Here is a 16839-nt window from a genome sequence, read left to right on the forward strand (position 1 = left end):
GGGGTGCCCCGTATAATGGGCCGATGCCTTCTTTTCCCCGGTCGTCCCGGTGAGCAAGCTCACCTCCCTCGAGCGCCGCAGCGCGCTGACCCTGGCTTGCGTGATCAGCCTGCGCCTGTTCGGCTTGTTCCTGATCATGCCGGTGTTCTCGCTCTACGCGAAGCAGATGCCGGACGCCAGCGACTTGATGATCGGCCTGGCGCTGGGCGTGTACGGGCTGGGCCAGGTGCTGCTGCAGATCCCGCTGGGGCTCCTGTCCGACCGCGTCGGGCGCAAGAGCGCGATCACCCTGGGCCTGCTGATCTTTGCCGCCGGCGGGCTGGTGGCGGCGCTGTCGCACACGCTCGAAGGCATCGTCGTGGGGCGCGCGCTGCAGGGCATGGGCGCGGTGGCCGGCGCCGGCACCGCGTTGGCCGCCGATCTCACGCGCGAAGAGCAGCGCGGCAAGGTGATGGGCATCATCGGTGTCTCGATCGGCCTGTCGTTCCTGCTGGCGCTGATCCTGGGGCCTCCGCTGGAGGCCGTGGGCGGGCTGCCCGGGCTGTTCGGCGCCACTTCGGTGCTGGCGCTGGCCTCGCTGGTCCTGCTGTGGCTGATCGTGCCCACGCCCGAGCGGGCGCGGGCGCCGGCGGCGGCTAGCCTGGGCGGCGTGCTGGCGATGCTGCGCGACGGCCGCCTGCTGGTGCTCAACGGCTCGGTGTTCTTCCTGCACCTGCTGCTGACGGCGAGTTTCGTCGGTCTGCCGCTGTTGCTGGCCGAACGGCTGCACTTGCCGGCGAGCCGGCACTGGGAGCTGTATCTGCCGGTCATGGTGATCGCCGCGCTGGTGATGGGCGCGGCGCTGCACCGCATGAAGGAGATCGGCCAGAGCCTGCGCATCGTGCTGGTCTGTGTGGCGGTGATCGGGCTGTCGCTGCTGGGCTTCGCCGGGTCCGGCGCGCACGTGGCCTGGCTCGGCGTCTCGGCGGCGGCGTTCTTCTCGGCCTTCAACCTGCTGGAGGCCGCCTTGCCCAGCCTGGTCTCGCGACTGGCGCCGGCGCACCTGCGCGGCGCGGCGATGGGCGCCTATTCGACCAGCCAGTTCATCGGTGCGTTCGTGGGCGGAGCGGTCGGCGGCATCGCGCTGGGCCGGCTGGGGGTGGGCGGCGTGTTCGAGTGCGCGGCGGCCACCACGCTCCTGTGGCTGCCGCTGGTGGCCTTCGGCGCGCGGCGCATCGCCGCCGGTGCGGTGGCCGAGCCGGCGGCCTGACGCCAGGGCGATTGCCCCGCGCGGATGGCGCCCCCATATGCGGCGCATCCACTCCCTAGCGAAGCCGCTGCCGTGGCCCACCAGATCGTCGCGCTGATCGCCGAATACGGCCTGCTGCTGGTCTTCCTCAACGTGCTGATCGAGCAGGCCGGCCTGCCGCTGCCGGCCGTGCCGACGCTGGTGGTGGCCGGCGCGCTGGCGGCGGGCGGCCAGCTGCCGCTGGGCGGCGTGCTGCTGGTTGCGCTGGCCGGCTGCCTGGCGAGCGACTTCGCCTGGTACATGGCAGGGCGTCGTTACGGCGCCGGCGTGATGCGCACGCTGTGCCGGATCTCGCTCTCGCCCGATTCCTGCGTCAAGCAGTCGGAACTGCGCTTCCAGCGCTGGCGTGCGCCGGTGCTGCTGGTGGCCAAGTTCGTGCCGGGACTGTCCACGGTGGCACCCCCGCTGGTCGGCGCGATGGGCCTGACGCCGCGGCGGTTCCTGCTGTTCGATGCGCTCGGCTCGCTGCTGTGGGCGGGCGCGGCGGTGGCGCTGGGCTACGTCTTCGCCGACGGCGTGGAGCGCGCGCTGGCGGTGTTCGAGGGCACCGGGCCGCTGGCAGCCAAATGGCTGGGCACGCTGTTGGGCGCCTACATCCTGTTCAAGTGGTGGCAGCGCCGCCGGTTGCTGGTGGCGCTGCGGATGGGCCGCATCGAGGTGGATGAGCTGGCGAACGCCCTGCGTTCGTCGCGGCCGCCGCTGGTGTTCGACGTGCGCGCGGCCGGTTCGCGGGCGTTGGATGGACGCACGATTCCCGGCGCGCTCGCGTTCGAACCGCTCGCTCTGGAAGCCCTGCTGGCCGGCGTGCCCTACCAGCGCGAGCTGGTGCTGTACTGCAACTGTCCCAACGAGGTGTCCGCGGCGAAGGCGGCCAAGCTGCTGATGGAGCGGGGCTATCGCCGCGTGCGCCCGCTGCGCGGCGGACTCGACGCCTGGGTGGCGGCAGGCCATGCGACCGAACAGGCCGCGGCCGCGGCGGGCGGTACGGCGCCGGCGCTCTGAGCGAGACCGGACGCGCGGGTGCGTGCGGCGCAGGCGGGCAACGCGGCGTGGCGATGGCGGACACGGCCGCGGCGCTCCGGGAGCGGAACGTCAATTATGATAGGGATCGAGCCGCCGGCCCCGCCGGCGGTACCCAAGACGAGGCGGGCCCGCGCCGGCCGCCAGCACAGCGAGGAATCCACATGGCACGCGGCATCAACAAGGTCATCATCGTCGGCAACCTGGGCGCCGACCCGGAGGTCCGCTACACCGGCGGTGGCACCGCGGTGTGCAGCCTCAGCGTGGCCACCTCCGAGCAGTGGACCGACAAGCAGTCCGGCGAGCGCCAGGAACGCACCGAATGGCATCGCGTGAAGCTGTTCGGCAAGCTGGCCGAGATCGCCGGCGAGTACCTCAAGAAGGGCCGCCAGGTCTACATCGAGGGCTCCCTGCGAACCGACAAGTACACCGACAAGAGCGGTGTCGAGCGCTACAGCACCGACATCATCGCCAACGACATGCAGATGCTCGGCGGCATGGGCGGCGAAGGCGGCGGCTCCAGCGGCGGCGGCTACCGCGAGCGCCCGCAGGGCGGCCAGCGCCAGGGCGGCGGCAACTACGGCGGCGGCCAGTCCCGCGGCGGCGACAACGACTACGGCAACGCCCCCCGCCAGAACGCGCCGGCTCCGGCCGAGAGCGGCGGTTTCGACGACGACGACATCCCGTTCTGAAGAACACCTTTTTCGAGGTACGGAAAGAGCCCCTCATTCGGGGCTCTTTTTTTTGCCCTCGACCGCCGGGACGTATGGGGTTCTTGTGTTCCGGGCGAGCAAGCGCGAGGCCGCCTCCAGGAATGTCGCAGCTGCGGAAACAGTCTGATGCCGAACCAGGTCTTCCCGTGCCACCACCGGCGCCCTACGTTAGAGGCCTGCAGCCGTGCGAGGCACGATGGTCCTGGCGTCAGCCGGTGGTCTGTTCTTCCGGCGCCTCCGCGAATCGGCTTCACGGCCGGTCCCGCGGAGCCGTACTGCAATCGCTACGGTTGCACTTCGTAGAAACCACGCCGCCATCCGGTGACCGTACCGCTGCGGACGCGACAGACAGGAGAATCCGCATGATCACGCTTCGCCCCGCCGCCGAACGCGGCCACGCCGACCACGGCTGGCTGGATTCCTGGCACAGCTTTTCGTTCGCGAACTATTTCGATCCCGCCCACGTGCACTGGGGTCCGCTGCGGGTGATCAACGAGGACCGCGTGCAGGCGGGCCAGGGTTTCGGCACGCATGGGCATCGCGACATGGAGATCATCAGCTACGTGCTGGAAGGCTCGCTCGGCCACAAGGACTCGATGGGCACCGCGGCCAGCATCGTGCCCGGCGAGGTGCAGCGGATGAGCGCGGGCACCGGCGTCACCCACTCGGAATTCAACTACGACAAAGAGGGTGTCACCCACTTCCTGCAGATCTGGATCATCCCCTCACAGCGCGGACTGACGCCTTCGTACGAGCAGAAGACCTATCCGGATGAGGAGAAGCGTGGCCGGCTGCGCCTGCTGGTGAGTCCGGATGGCCGCGACGGCTCGATCACCCTCCACCAGGATGCAAGCATGTACGCCGGCCTGTTCGACGGCGACGAGGCGGCGAACCTGGATCTGGCGCCGGGCCGGCTGGGCTACGTCCACCTCGTGCGGGGCCGGGCGACGGTGAACGGCCGCGCATTGAAGGCGGGCGACGCCTTGCTCTATCGCGACGAGCCGCAAGTCATCATCGCGCAGGGCAACCAGGCTGAAGTGCTGGTGTTCGACTTGCCGGAAATGCCCGATTGATCCTGCTGCGTGCGGCGGATCGGCACGGAAACCCGCCCGAAGGGCAAGCTTCGAGTTCTTAGCGGACGCCAGCTCGCCGACTGCGTTCCAACACGCACGCAGCTCGCTGGCGGATGGCGGCGGCGAAGCGGGCCGCCGGGATCCTTCTTCCCCGGCGTCAGCCGGCCAGCGGCGCCAGCATAGCCGCCACTTCCTCGTGGGTGCGGGCCCGCAGCAGGTAGTGGGCCTGGCGGCGCAGGTTCGCATGATCGAGGGTGGCCAGGCGATCGCGTACGTGCAGGATCTGGCTGGGATGCATGCTGTATTCGCACAGGCCCAGCGCCAGCAGCAGAGCGGTAAAACCGACGTCGCCGCCGATCTCGCCGCACAGGCTCACCGGCTTGTTCGCACGACGGCCGGCGGCGATGACGTAGGCGATCAGGCGCAGCAGCGCCGGCTGCAGCGGGTTATAGATGTTCTCCAGGCCGTCGTTGCCGCGGTCGGCGGCGAGCACGTACTGGGCCAGGTCGTTGGTGCCGATGGCGAGGAAGTCCGCGTGCTCCAGCAGCGCGCGCACGTTGAGCGCGGCGGCCGGCACTTCGATCATGGCGCCGAGCTGCAGCTTTTCCGGCAGGTCCACGTTTTCGCGCTTCAAATCCTGCCGTGCCAGCTTGAACAGCGTGCGCACGGCGATCAGCTCGTCCGGCTGGGTGACCATCGGCACCAGCACGCGCACCGGGCCGTAGCAGGCGGCGCGCAGGATGGCGCGGATCTGCGTGGTGAACACCGCCGGGTAGCGCAGCGACAGGCGCACGCCGCGCACGCCCAGCGCGGGGTTGTCCTCGCCGCGCAAGGCCAGGCCCGCGGCATCGGCCTTGTCCGCGCCCAGGTCCAGCGTGCGGATGGTCACCGGCAGGCCGCCCATGCCCAGCACCAGGTCGCGGTAGGCGTTGAACTGCTCGTCCTCCGAGGGCAGGCCCTTGTGCTTGAGGAACAGGAACTCGGTGCGGTACAGGCCCACGCCGTCGGCGCCGCGGGCGCGCGCCGTGGCGATGTCGGCCGGCGTCTCGGCGTTGGCGAAGAGCCTGACCTGCACGCCGTCGCGGGTGAGCGTCGGCGCGTTGGCCAGCTTGGCCAGGCGCCGGCCCTCGGCGGCCGCCTCGCGTTGCCACGCGCGGTAGCGGGCCAGGTCCTGCGCGGTGGGATGGACGATGGTTTCGCCGCGCTCGGCGTCGAGCAGGATCAGGTCGTCGTCATGGATGGTCGCCAGCGCGTCGCGGGTGCCGACCAGCATCGGCAGGTCCAGGCTGCGCGCCAGGATCGCGCTGTGCGAGTAGGCGCTGCCCGAGCTTGCCACCACACCGAGCAAGCCGTTGCCGACCAAGTGCGCCATGTCGGCAGGCGCGATGGTGTCGGCGACCAGGACCTCGCCCACGCGCGCGGCGAGCTTGCGCTCCTCGCGGCTGGTCTGACGCTGCAGCGCGGAGATCACCCGGTTGATGACCTGGTCGACGTCCTCGCGGCGGCTGCGCAGGTAAGGATCGTCCATGGCCTCGAACACCTTGGCCAGGCGGTCGCGCTGCTTCTTCAGCGCCACGCCGGCGCGGTAGTGGCCGACACGCACCAGGTCGTCCAGCCCCCGCAGCAGCTCCGTGTCGTCCAGCAACAGGCTGTGCGCATCGATGAATTCGTTGACCTCGCGCGCCAGCGCGCCATGCAGCTTGCCGCGCAGCTCGTGCAGTTCCTGCCGCGCGGTGTCGAGTGCGCGGTGCAGGCGGTCGAGCTCTTCTTCGATTTCGTCCTCGCCCAACGGGCGGGTGTCGACCAGGTAGCGGCTCGGCTGCACCAGCCGTGCGCGGCCAAGGGCCATGCCACGGGAGGCGGGGGTGCCGGAGAGGAGTTGCCTCATGGGGCGGCTCCGCCGGAGCCGCCGGGAACGGGGAACGGGGAACGGGGAACATGCAGTTCGCGGCGACCGGGCGTATCAGGGCACGCTCCCGGCGGAGCGAAGGCGGCGCCGCTTGCATGGCACGGCCCGTTCCCCGTTCCCCGTTCCCCGTTCCCCGCTCTCACGTCAGGCCCCCTCGTCGAACTTGCGCTCGAACAGCGCTACGACGGCGGCGAGGGCATCGGCTTCGTCCGCGCCTTCGGCGCGCACGGTGAGCGGCGTGCCGATGCCTGCCGAGAGCATCATCACGCCCATGATGCTCTGCGCGTTGACCTCACGGCCCTTGCTGACGAGCCACACGGTGGATTTGAAGCCCTGCACCAGCTGCACCAGTTTGGCCGAGGCGCGCGCATGCAGGCCGAGCTTGTTGGAGACGACGAGATCCTGTTCAAGCATGGTCGATGAAGATTCCCCCGCGGCCGCCGTGGGCGGCGATCTGTGCCAATTCGTCCAGCGGCTTTTCGGCGTAGTTGAGCACGCGCAGCAGCATGGGAAGGTTGAGCCCGGACACACATCGCAGGCGCACGCCGAGCGAGGCCAGCGACAGGCCGATGTTGCAGGGCGTGGCGCCATACAGGTCGGCCAGCACCAGCACGCCTTCGCCCTGGTCCAGCGCGCGCGCGTGGTGCGCGGTGAGCGTGCGCATCACGTCCGGGTCGGCCTGCGCCGGCACCTCCACCGCCTCGACCTTGAGCGGCAGCTTGGGCATCACGTGGTGGGCGGCCGAGATCAGCGCCTTGCCGACCGCCTCGTGGGTCATCAGGAGCACGCCGACGCTCATGGCCTGGTCCAGCCCGGGAAAGTACGTGCACTCATCATTCGAGCTCGCGGTGGAACGTCAGTACGCCTTCGCGCCTGGCGCGGTAGTGCGCGGCCAGGCGCTCGACCAGGTAGACCGATCGGTGTCGGCCGCCGGTGCAGCCGATCGAGATGGTCACGTAGCTGCGGTCGTCCTGCTCGAAACGCGGCAGCCAGGCATCGAGCCAGCGCGCGGTGTCGGTGAAGTATTCGCCCACCAGCGGGTCGGCCTCGAGGAACTCGCGTACCGGCGCGTCCTTGCCCGAAAGCGGTCGCAACTTCGGCTGCCAGTGCGGGTTGGGCAGGCAGCGCGCGTCGAAGACGAAATCCGAGTCCAGCGGCAGGCCGCGGCGGAAGGCGAAGGACTGGAACATCAGCGTCAGGCCTTCGGTCGCCGCGGCGTACCCGGTGGCGATCAGCCGGCGCAGCTGGTGAACGTTGAGGTCGCTCGAGTCGATCACCTTCTCGGCGATGGCGATCAGCGGACGCAGCAGGCGGCGCTCCTCGGCGATCGCGTCGGCCAGCGACACGCCGCGCAAGGCCAGCGGATGGCGGCGGCGGGTTTCCGAATAGCGCTTGATCAGCACTTCGTCGCGGCAATCCAGGAACACCAGGTGCACGTGCACGCCCGCGCCGGCCAGTTCGGAGAGCACCAGCGGCATGTGCTCGAAATCCTCGCCGCGGTTGCGCACGTCCACGCCCACCGCGATACGCCGGGCGCGGCGGCCGCCGGCTTCCCGGCGCACCGACTGCACCAGCTGCGGCAGCAGCCCGCTGGGCAGGTTGTCCACGCAGTAGAACTCCAGGTCCTCCAGCGCACGCAGCGCCACCGTCTTGCCGCCGCCGGACATGCCGGTGAGCACGACCAGGTGGACGGCAGTGGGGTCGTTGAGCGTGTTGGGCAGGGTGTGGTCGCTGGGGTTCACGGCTCTCACCATGGCGGAAGCCGGCGCATCTGATGCGCCTGGCGGTCGATGAAGGTCTGGGCCGGGTCGATGCCCTTGCTCTTGAGCATATGGTGGCGCACCGCCGCTTCCACCAGTACCGCCAGGTTGCGGCCGGGCGCCACCGGGATGGTGATCATCGGCACCGGCACCTCCAGGATCTCGCGGTGACTGGTGTCGCCCGTCAGGCGCGTCATCGCGTCGATGTCCTCGCCCTCGCGCAACGGCTTCAGGTGCACCACCAGGCGCAGGTACTTCGAATGCTTGACCGCGGTGTGGCCGAACATCTCGCGCACGTTGAGCACGCCCAGGCCGCGTACTTCCAGCAGGTCCTGCAGCAGCTCGGGGCAGGTGCCGTCGATCACGTCCGGCGCGATCAGGGTGAATTCGGTGGCGTCGTCGGCGACCAGCCGGTGTCCGCGGCTGATCAGTTCGAGCGCCAGCTCGCTCTTGCCCGAACCGGATTCGCCGGTAATCAGCACGCCGATGGAGAACACTTCCAGGAACACGCCATGCAGCGTGATCCGCGGCGCCAGCATGCGCGCCAGGTGATACTGCATCCAGGTCAGCAGTTCGTGGCCGCGCTTGGCGCTGATCCACAACGGCGTGTGGGTTTCCTCGGCGACCTCGCGCAGGTCCGCGGGAATCGGCTGGTCCTTGGTCACGATCAGCGCCACCGGCTGGTAGGCGGCGATCTTGTGCATCGCCTCCCAGCGCTGGCGCGAGTCGAGGCTGTCGAGCCAGTTGAGCTCCTCGGTACCGATGATCTGCACCTTGTTGGGGTAGATCACGTTCAGGTAGCCGATCAGCGACGGCCGGCGGGTGGCGGTGGCGCCGGGTTCGAGCATGCGGCCTTCGCCACGCATGCCCGATACCCAGCGCAGGCCCATGCGTTCGTGGACGCCGTCGAAGAGTTGCCGTGCGGTGAGCCGTTCCAAACTGGTTTCCTGCCCGATAGGCGACAGCGGGCATTGTGCCAGTTGGGGCAGGAGATTGCGGCCTCCTCCCTGCGGTGCGGCCGGGGAAGGGCGGAGAGCGGTGGGGTGGGAGCATAAAAAAAGACCCGCCGTGGGGGCGGGTCTTCTTCGCGGACGCGGGGCGCTCAGCCGAACTGTCGTGCCTCGCGGGCCTGCTGCGGGTGCTTGTCGGTCATCTTGTCGCGGTGCCTGCGCAGCTGTGCCGCGAGCTTGTCGAACACCACGTCGATGGACGCGTACATGTCCGCTTCGCAGGCGGCCGCATGCAGGGCCGCGCCGGTGGTGCTGAGGGTGGCTTCGGCGCAGTGCTGCAGCTTGTCCACCGACAGCACCATGGTCAGGCCGAGGCACTTTTCGTCGAGGCGGGTCAGGCGATCGAGTCGCGATGTGGCGTGCGCACGCAAGGCGGGGGTGACTTCGATCTGCTGGCCGGTGAGTTGGAACTGCATGGTTCGCCTCCTCTGGTACAAGCCGCCCATGGGGCGGCGGGTTCGCATGCCGACGGGTGTTCGGCGTGCCGGTCTTTCATCCGTATGGGAGCGGTAGGGCCGGTTCCAAGGGCCCGTTCATTTTGCGCGCTGGCGCTCACTGGAACTGGGGATGCGCAGGGCCTCGCGATACTTGGCGACCGTGCGGCGCGCGACCTGGATGCCCTTGCGGTTGAGTTCCTCGGCCAGCGCTTGGTCGGACAGCGGCTTGCGTGTGTCCTCCGCGTCAATGAGCTTCTTGATCATGGCTTGGATGGCGGTGGCGGATGCGCCGCCGCCGTCCTCCGTGGACACGCCGCTGGAGAAGAAATACTTCAGCTCGAAGGTGCCCCGCGGCGTGTGGATGTACTTGCGCGTGGTGACGCGCGAGATGGTCGACTCGTGCATGGCGACTTCCTCGGCCACCTCGCGCAGCACCAGCGGATGCATGGCTTCGGGGCCGTAGTCGAGGAAGGCGCTCTGCCGGCGCACGATGGCGTCGGCCACCTTGAGCAAGGTCTCGGCGCGCGATTCGAGGCTCTTGATCAGCCAACGCGCCTCCTGCAACTGGCCGCGCATCCAGCTGGCGTCCTCGCCGCGCGCCTGCGCGATCAGGCTGCAGTAGTGCTGGTTGAGGCCCAGCCGCGGCTGGCAGTCAGGATTCAGACTGACTTTCCACCGGTTGCCTTCCTTGTACGCGTAGACGTCCGGCGCGACGTACTCGACCGGGGTGGCGTCCAGCGCCGCGCCCGGGCGCGGGTCGAGGCTGCGGATCAGCAGCGCGGCGGCGGCCACGTCGTCCTCGCTGGCGCGCAGCTTGCGCGCGAGCTTGGGCACGTCGTTGCGCGCGAGCAGCTCCAGTTCGCCCGCGACGATCTGCATGGCCAGGTCGCGATGGGGCGTGGCGGCGTCGAACTGTTCCAGCTGCACGCGCAGGCAGTCGCGCAGGTCGAGGCTGGCGATGCCGGTGGGGTCGAAACGCTGCAGCTGGCGGCGCACCGCCTCCACCTCGTCGGCGCTGGCGTCGAGGTCGGCCGGCAGCGCGGCGAGCACGCCTTCGAGGCCTTCGGCGAGGTAGCCGTCGGCGTTGAGCGCGTCGATGATGATCGTGCCGATAAGCCGCTGGCGCGAAGTGAACGGCGACAGGTTGAGCTGCCACAGCAGGTGCTCCTGCAGGGTCTCCGGCGCGGCGTTCTGCGGTTCGAAATCTTCCTCGCCGCGGCTGCCCGAGCCGCTGGCGCTGCCCAGCGAGAAGTCGATCGGCGTTTCCGCGGGCGCGTCGGCCTCGGCCCAGTCCGCGACTTCGTCGGCGTTGTGGTCGACGGTGGGGGTTTCGACCGCCGCGGGGCTGAAGCTTTCTTCTTCTTCGGTCTCGCCAGGCGCCGCCTCTTCCTCGAACTCCAGCAGCGGATTGCCCTCGGCGATCTGCCGCAGTTCCGCTTCCAGCTCCAGCTGCGAGAGCTGCAACAGACGGATGGCCTGCTGCAACTGCGGCGTCAGGGTCAGCTGTTGGTTGAGGCGGAACTGGAGCCCGGGTTTCATGCCAGCCGTTGGGGAAGGGTACGGTCTCATCCTACCCCGGCGGCTGTGACGCGACCATAGCGATGACAGGCTCCCGCGGCCCTAAGGCCGTAGCCTGCGTCACAGCTTGAATTCACGCCCCAGGTACACCTCGCGTACCTTCTCGTCGGCAAGGATGTGCGCAGGGGTGCCGCGCGAGAGCACCTCGCCGTCGTTCAGGATGTAGGCGCGGTCGCAGATGCCCAGCGTCTCGCGCACGTTGTGGTCGGTGATCAGCACGCCGATGCCGCGTTCCTTCAGGTGCCGCACGATGCGCTGGATCTCGCCCACCGAGATCGGATCGACGCCTGCAAAAGGTTCGTCCAGCAACATGTAGCGCGGCTGTGCGGCCAGTGCGCGGGCGATTTCCACGCGGCGCCGCTCGCCGCCGGAGAGGCTGATGCCCTTCTGGTCGGCGATGTGGGCGATCTTCAGTTCGTCCAGCAGGCCTTCCAGCTGCTCGTTGCGCTGGCGCGCGGTGAGGCCTTCGCGCAGCTCGAGCACCGCCATGATGTTGTCCGCCACGCTCAGGCGGCGGAACACCGAGGCCTCCTGCGGCAGGTAGCCGATGCCCATGCGCGCACGCGCGTGCATGGGCAGGCCGGTGATGTCCTGGCGGTCCAGCCGTATGCTGCCGCCGTCGGCTTCCACCAGCCCCACCACCATGTAGAAGCAGGTGGTCTTGCCGGCGCCGTTGGGGCCGAGCAGGCCCACCACTTCGCCCTGGCGGATGGAGAAGCCGAAATCGCGCACGACCTGGCGCGACCGGTAGCGCTTCTGCAGGCCTTCGGCAGCGAGCATCAGGGCTTCCCGCCGCTGGCGGCTGGCGCAGGCTTGGCGGCCGGGGCGCTCTTCGGCTGGAAGATCAGGTGCACGCTGCCGTCGCCGCCGCTGTCGCCGGTCATCTGGCTGGTCTGGGTGTCGTAGGTGAGCCGGTCGCCGTGGGCCTCGCCGCGGCCTTGCTGGGTGACCGAGGCGTTGCCCTGGAGTACCGCCAGGCCCTTGCTGGACTGGTAGTCGATGCTGGAGGCCTCGCCGTGCATCAGGTTGCCGTTGTCGTCCAGCTGCTGGATGTGCGCGGGGCTGCCGGTGAGCACCACGCGGTCGATCTGGGTATCGGCGTCGAAATAGACCTTGGCTTCTGCGCCGGTGGCCTTGAGCGTGCCCTGGGTGATGACCACGCTGCCCTTGAGCGTGCTCACGCTGTTGGGCTTCTGGAAGCCATCGAAGTGCGATGCCTTCACGTCCATCGGCTGGCTGCGGTCGGTCTGTTTCGCGTGCGCCGGCGCGACCACCAGCCATCCCAGCGCAAGCAAGGCCAGGCTAGCGCCCGCGCGGCGGGTAGATGCCGTGGAAGTCATTGAGCAGCTCCAGGTGTTTGTCGTTGAGGTCGGCGCGCATGCCGATGCCGTGGATTCTAGTGCCGCCTTGCACCAGCTGTGCCGGCTCGGCGGTTTCCAGCCGGTTCTGCTTGGGCCAGGCGGTGACTTCGGAGGTGTCCATGGTGGTCTGCGGCGTATCGTCGAAAGCCGCCCGCTCCAGGTGCACCGGCCCCTGCAGCTTCAGTTCGGTGCCGTCGTGGTTGACCCAGCCGTACAGCGAATGCCCATGCCAGTCGGGCACGCCGGGCTGGTTGGATGGCAGCTCGAACACCGGCGCGTTGATGTACAGCGAATCGTCGCCTTCGCGCCGCTCCAGGTGCGGCGCGGCGATGCGGAAGCTGGGCAGGCCGTCCACGTCGTACTGGTCGAGCTTGAAGTCGGTCAGCGTGTAGCCGGAGCGCGGCGGGCCGACGAACTCGTTGGCCTTGGGCGCCGGACCGATCCACCACAGCAGCAGCTGGGTGGCGCCGGCCAGCAGCGCGACCGCGACGATGGCCGCCGCCAGGCGGCGGTCGCGCAGCCAATCCTTCACCGCCAGCGCTCCTTCTCGTTGCCGGCCTTGCCCTGGGCCAGCAGGACCAGGTCACAGAACTCGCGCGCGCCACCCTGGCCGCCCGGGCGGCTGGTGATCCAGTGCGCCTGTTCGGCGACCCAAGGGTGGGCATTGGCCACCGCCACGGCCAGGCCGGCTACCCGCATGGCTGGCAGATCGGGCAGGTCGTCGCCGACGAAGGCGGCCTGCTCGGGCGCGAGCTTGAGCGCATCGAGCAGCTCAAGCAGGCAGGCGCGCTTGTCGCCCTGGCCCTGGTAGACGTGGGTGATGCCCAGTTCCTCGGCGCGCAGCGCCACCGGGTGGCTGATGCGGGCGCTGATGATGGCCACCTGCACGCCGTGCACCTGCAGGCGCTTCAGGCCCAGGCCGTCCTGCACGAAGAACACCTTGGTCTCGCGCCCGTCCTCGCCGTAGTACAGGCGTCCGTCGGTGAGCGTCCCGTCCACGTCGAACACCGCCAGGCGGATGTCGGCGGCGCGGGCGATGAGGTCGGAGGGAAGGTTGGCGAGGTAGGCCATAAGGGCTGGGAACGGGGACTGGGGAATGGGGAACGTGTTGGGCGAGGAAAAGGGCGGGTCGCGGCGTTGTCGGTGTTTCCCGTTCCCTGTTCCCCGTTCCCCGCTTTCGAATCAGACGACGCGGGCGCGCAGCAGATCGTGGATGTTCAGGGCGCCGACCACGCGCTGCTCCTGGTCCACCACCAGCAGCGCATGAATCTGGTGCTTTTCCATCAGCTGCGCCGCCTCGATGGCGAGCTTGTCGGAGGTGATCGTCTTGGGGCCGCGTGTCATCAGCGCCTCGACCGTGGCGCCGCGCAGGTTCACGCCCTCGTCGTCCAGCGCGCGGCGCAGGTCGCCGTCGGTGAACACGCCCAGCAGGCGGCGATCGGCGTCGACCACGGCGGTCATTCCCAGGTGCTTGCGGGTCATCTCCATCAGCGCCTCGGTCAGGCTGGCGCCGGGCGCGACCGCGGGGATGCCCTCGCCGGTGTGCATGATGTCGCTGATGTGCAGCAGCAGGCGCCGGCCCAGGCTGCCAGCCGGATGCGAACGGGCGAAATCCTCGGCGGTGAAGCCGCGGGCTTCCAGCAGGGCGATGGCCAGCGCATCGCCCATCACCAGCGCCGCGGTGGTGCTGGCGGTGGGCGCCAGGCCCAACGGACAGGCTTCGCTGGAGATGCTGGCGTCCAGGTGCACGTCCGCCTGATGCGCGAGCGAGGACCTGGCGTTGCCGGTGATCGCGATCAGCGGGATGCCCTGGCGCTTGATCACCGGCAGGATGAACAGCAGTTCGTCGGTCTCGCCGGAATTGGACAGGGCCAGCACCACGTCGTCGGGCTGGATCATGCCCAGATCGCCATGGCTCGCCTCGCCCGGGTGCACGAAAAACGAGGGCGTCCCGGTGGAGGCCAGCGTGGCGGCGATCTTGCGCCCGACGTGGCCGGACTTGCCCATGCCGGTGACCACCAGCCGCCCGCGGCAGGCCAGGATCAGCCGGCAGGCCTGGACGAAGCCGCCGTCGATGCGCGGCCCCAGCGCACGGATCGCCGCCGCCTCGGTGGCGATCACCGTGCGCGCGCTGCGGGCGATGGCGTCCGGGTCCAGGTTGGCGGCGGGAGCGGCGATGCGAGCGTTCATGCGGTCTCTTCGGAGCGACGGAAGCCGTCGGCATTTCTGCGCCAGGGGAATTCCATTACCATGGCATATTCGCATTTTAACGTCATATGGCCACGCGTTGGATTCAGTAGACGTTGTGAATCCCGCTCCACGCGCCACCGATGGACCCTCCCGATGGACCCTGCCAGCATCCAGGCATTGATCGAAAACGGCTTGCCCGGCGCGCGCGCGCTGGTCAGCGGCGACGACGGCGTGCACTTCGAAGCGACCGTCGTGGCCAGCCAGTTCGGCGGCAAGCTGCCGCTGGCCCGCCACCGCATGGTGTACGCCACGCTGGGCGAGCTGATGGGCGGGGCGATCCATGCGCTGGCGCTGAAGACGCTGACGCCTGATGAAGCAGGGAACCGGGAATCGGGAACCGGGAATCGTTAGAGGCGATTTCCGTCGACGTCCCGTATCCCGCTCTTCCGAATCCCAGATCCCGAATCCCAAATCCCGAACCCAATGGCCAAGATCCTCATCAGCGGCGGCGAGCCGCTCCACGGCGAAGTCGCCATCTCCGGCGCCAAGAACGCCGTGCTTCCGATCCTGGCCGCCTGCCTGCTGGCCGACGGCCCGGTGACGATCAGCAACGTGCCCCACCTGCACGACGTCACCACCTTCATCGAGCTGCTCGGCCGCATGGGCGTGAACCTGGTGCTGGACGACCGCATGAAGATGCACGTCGACCCGCGCACCATCGAAAGCTACGTGGCGCCGTACGATCTGGTGCGCACCATGCGCGCCTCGATCCTGGTGCTGGGGCCGCTGGTGGCGCGCTTCGGCGCGGCGGAGGTTTCGCTGCCCGGCGGCTGCGCGATCGGCTCGCGCCCGGTCGACCAGCACATCCGCGGCCTGCAGGCGCTGGGCGCCGAGGTGACCGTGGAGAACGGCTACATCCGCGCCCGGGCCAAGCGCCTGAAGGGCGCGCGCATCGCCATGGACATGGTCACGGTCACCGGCACCGAGAACATCCTGATGGCGGCGACGCTCGCCGAGGGCACCACGGTGATCGAGAACGCCGCGCAGGAACCGGAGGTGGTGGACCTGGCGCACTGCCTGATGGCGATGGGCGCGCGCATCGAGGGCATCGGCACCGCCACGCTGGTCGTCCATGGTGTGGAGCGCCTGGACGGCGCCGAGTACGAGGTGCTGCCCGACCGCATCGAGACCGGCACCTTCCTGGTCGGCGCCGCGATGACCGGCGGCAAGGTGCGCGCCCGCGGCGCCCGCGCCGACACGCTGGACGCGGTGCTGGCCAAGCTGGAGGAAGCCGGCGCGCACATCGCCTGCGGCCCGGACTGGATCGAGCTGGACATGGGCGGCCGCCGGCCCAGGGCGGTCAACATCGTCACCGCGCCGTACCCGGCGTTCCCCACCGACATGCAGGCGCAGTTCACCGCGCTCAACTGCGTGGCCGAGGGCGTGGGCGTGATCACCGAGACGGTGTTCGAGAACCGCTTCATGCACGCGCAGGAATTGCAGCGGCTGGGCGCCGACATCCGGCTGGAAGGCAACACCGCGATCATCCAGGGCGTGGAGCGCATGAGCGGCGCGCCGATCATGGCCACCGACCTGCGCGCCTCGGCCTGCCTGGTGCTGGCCGGCCTGGTCGCCCACGGCGACACGGTGGTCGACCGCGTGTACCACATCGACCGCGGCTACGAGAACATCGAGGAGAAGCTCGGCGTGCTCGGCGCGAAGATCCGCCGTCTGCCGAGTTGAGCCCGTCCGCTGCGGCCTGCGCAGCTCAAGGACGGACGGGCGGCTACTGGAAGCTCACCAGCTCCATCGTCAGGTCGCCGCCGTCGTGCTGGGTCAGCTTGACCGGCAGCGGATAACGGTCCGGTACATACCAGGCGCTGAAGCCGCGGTCGGCGTCGGTGCGGTCCACCCGCACCGCCTCGTAGCTGCCGGCCGGTACGCTGACTTTTTCCTTGCCGGCCACCTTGAACTGCTGGTGCTCAATTTCCTGGCGTACCGCCACCGGCAGCTCGATCTGGTGCTTGCCGTCGCGCAGCGCCAGGCCGATCGCCAGCGCCGTGGTGTTGCGTTCGACCATGCCCGGCACCGCGGCGTAGGTCTGAGCGCCCTTGCCTTCGTCCACCGTGACCCGTCGGCTGGCCCAGTCCACCGCCAGGTGGCGCTGCTTGGTCTTGATCGAGGCGTCCATGCGGTAGTCGTAGCTGATCGCCTCGGGCACGTCGCCGCTCCAGCGGAAGCGCGAGGTTTCGGCCAGATTGGCGCCTAGCATGGCGGCCAGACCCGAAGTGCCCTGCATGTGCTTGCTGTATTCCCACTGGCCATGGCCGGCCGGTTTGAGCGTCACGGTCGCGCGGCCCAGCGGTGAGCCGTCCTTCGATACGGCGTAGGTCGCGGTGAAGGCATGCGGTTCGGCGGCCAGCGCGAGGCTGCTGGCCGCGGCCAGGCCGAGTGCCAGGATGCTGTGCAGGAGAAGTCGGTATGTCATGCGGCCGAGTGT

The 16839-nt window shown here is 69.3% G+C and carries 19 protein-coding genes; 6 read left to right on the forward strand and 13 right to left on the reverse strand.

Going from position 1 to position 16839, the window contains the following annotated elements; translation table 11 throughout:
• Positions 1 to 49: 49 nt before the first annotated feature.
• From VGU03_RS06810 to VGU03_RS06825, 4 genes are all read left to right on the forward strand, one after another.
• A complete protein-coding gene (locus VGU03_RS06810; protein WP_327479633.1) occupies positions 50 to 1249 on the forward strand; it encodes an MFS transporter in 1200 nt (399 codons plus the stop codon).
• Between the two features lie 72 nt (positions 1250 to 1321).
• A complete protein-coding gene (locus VGU03_RS06815) occupies positions 1322 to 2290 on the forward strand; it encodes a DedA family protein/thiosulfate sulfurtransferase GlpE (protein ID WP_327479634.1) in 969 nt (322 codons plus the stop codon).
• A gap of 182 nt (positions 2291 to 2472) precedes the next feature.
• On the forward strand, positions 2473 to 3000 hold the full coding sequence (ssb, locus tag VGU03_RS06820) for a single-stranded DNA-binding protein (RefSeq protein ID WP_327479635.1): 528 nt from the start codon (positions 2473 to 2475) through the stop codon (positions 2998 to 3000).
• A 383-nt stretch (positions 3001 to 3383) separates the two neighbouring features.
• Complete coding sequence (locus VGU03_RS06825; protein WP_327479636.1) at positions 3384 to 4094, forward strand: pirin family protein; 711 nt, start codon at positions 3384 to 3386, stop codon at positions 4092 to 4094.
• A 157-nt stretch (positions 4095 to 4251) separates the two neighbouring features.
• On the opposite strand, the gene ptsP is transcribed toward VGU03_RS06825, so the two are convergent.
• The 12 genes from ptsP to VGU03_RS06885 all read right to left on the reverse strand — a co-directional run bounded on the left by ptsP (position 4252) and on the right by VGU03_RS06885 (position 14339).
• Positions 4252 to 5982 carry a phosphoenolpyruvate--protein phosphotransferase gene (gene ptsP / locus VGU03_RS06830; RefSeq protein WP_327479637.1) on the reverse strand — a complete coding sequence of 577 codons (1731 nt, stop codon included), beginning with the start codon at positions 5980 to 5982 and terminating at the stop codon, positions 4252 to 4254.
• A gap of 165 nt (positions 5983 to 6147) precedes the next feature.
• Positions 6148 to 6417, reverse strand: a complete 270-nt coding sequence (locus VGU03_RS06835; RefSeq protein ID WP_327479638.1) for an HPr family phosphocarrier protein — start codon at positions 6415 to 6417, stop codon at positions 6148 to 6150.
• Positions 6410 to 6802: a PTS fructose IIA subunit family protein gene (locus VGU03_RS06840; RefSeq protein ID WP_327479639.1), complete on the reverse strand. Its 393-nt coding sequence runs from the start codon at positions 6800 to 6802 to the stop codon at positions 6410 to 6412. The genes VGU03_RS06835 and VGU03_RS06840 overlap by 8 nt, the downstream gene beginning before the upstream one ends.
• 34 nt (positions 6803 to 6836) lie before the next feature.
• Positions 6837 to 7745, reverse strand: coding sequence for an RNase adapter RapZ (gene rapZ / locus VGU03_RS06845; RefSeq protein WP_327479640.1), 909 nt, complete (start codon positions 7743 to 7745; stop codon positions 6837 to 6839).
• 5 nt (positions 7746 to 7750) lie between these two features.
• Positions 7751 to 8701 (reverse strand): HPr(Ser) kinase/phosphatase, encoded by a 951-nt coding sequence (gene hprK, locus VGU03_RS06850; protein WP_327479641.1) that lies wholly within the window; start codon positions 8699 to 8701, stop codon positions 7751 to 7753.
• Positions 8702 to 8865: 164 nt separating this feature from the next.
• Complete coding sequence (hpf, locus tag VGU03_RS06855; RefSeq protein ID WP_327479642.1) at positions 8866 to 9189, reverse strand: ribosome hibernation-promoting factor, HPF/YfiA family; 324 nt, start codon at positions 9187 to 9189, stop codon at positions 8866 to 8868.
• Positions 9190 to 9306: 117 nt separating this feature from the next.
• Positions 9307 to 10749 carry an RNA polymerase factor sigma-54 gene (locus VGU03_RS06860; protein ID WP_327479643.1) on the reverse strand — a complete coding sequence of 481 codons (1443 nt, stop codon included), beginning with the start codon at positions 10747 to 10749 and terminating at the stop codon, positions 9307 to 9309.
• A gap of 99 nt (positions 10750 to 10848) precedes the next feature.
• Positions 10849 to 11568 carry an LPS export ABC transporter ATP-binding protein gene (gene lptB / locus VGU03_RS06865; RefSeq protein WP_327479644.1) on the reverse strand — a complete coding sequence of 240 codons (720 nt, stop codon included), beginning with the start codon at positions 11566 to 11568 and terminating at the stop codon, positions 10849 to 10851.
• On the reverse strand, positions 11568 to 12128 hold the full coding sequence (lptA, locus tag VGU03_RS06870) for a lipopolysaccharide transport periplasmic protein LptA (RefSeq protein ID WP_327479645.1): 561 nt from the start codon (positions 12126 to 12128) through the stop codon (positions 11568 to 11570). The genes lptB and lptA overlap by 1 nt, the downstream gene beginning before the upstream one ends.
• Entirely contained in the window at positions 12091 to 12681 is a 591-nt protein-coding gene (gene lptC, locus VGU03_RS06875; RefSeq protein ID WP_327479646.1) for an LPS export ABC transporter periplasmic protein LptC, read from the reverse strand. Before lptC ends, lptA begins: the two co-directional genes overlap by 38 nt.
• Complete coding sequence (locus VGU03_RS06880; protein ID WP_327479647.1) at positions 12678 to 13220, reverse strand: HAD-IIIA family hydrolase; 543 nt, start codon at positions 13218 to 13220, stop codon at positions 12678 to 12680. Before VGU03_RS06880 ends, lptC begins: the two co-directional genes overlap by 4 nt.
• Before the next feature lie 111 nt (positions 13221 to 13331).
• The gene (locus VGU03_RS06885) at positions 13332 to 14339 is read right to left on the reverse strand and encodes a KpsF/GutQ family sugar-phosphate isomerase (RefSeq protein WP_327479648.1); all 1008 of its coding nucleotides are present in this window, start codon (positions 14337 to 14339) and stop codon (positions 13332 to 13334) included.
• 153 nt (positions 14340 to 14492) lie between these two features.
• Here VGU03_RS06885 and VGU03_RS06890 point away from each other — a divergent pair, with 153 nt between their 5' ends.
• On the forward strand, positions 14493 to 14750 hold the full coding sequence (locus VGU03_RS06890; RefSeq protein ID WP_327479649.1) for a BolA family protein: 258 nt from the start codon (positions 14493 to 14495) through the stop codon (positions 14748 to 14750).
• A 72-nt stretch (positions 14751 to 14822) separates the two neighbouring features.
• A complete protein-coding gene (murA, locus tag VGU03_RS06895; RefSeq protein WP_327479650.1) occupies positions 14823 to 16082 on the forward strand; it encodes a UDP-N-acetylglucosamine 1-carboxyvinyltransferase in 1260 nt (419 codons plus the stop codon).
• Between the two features lie 43 nt (positions 16083 to 16125).
• Here murA and VGU03_RS06900 read toward each other — a convergent pair whose 3' ends face one another.
• On the reverse strand, positions 16126 to 16827 hold the full coding sequence (locus VGU03_RS06900) for a DUF3108 domain-containing protein (protein ID WP_327479651.1): 702 nt from the start codon (positions 16825 to 16827) through the stop codon (positions 16126 to 16128).
• Between the last annotated feature and the right edge of the window lie 12 nt (positions 16828 to 16839).

Source organism: Frateuria sp., assembly GCF_035944355.1.
Taxonomy (GTDB): Bacteria; Pseudomonadota; Gammaproteobacteria; order Xanthomonadales; family Rhodanobacteraceae; genus Frateuria_A.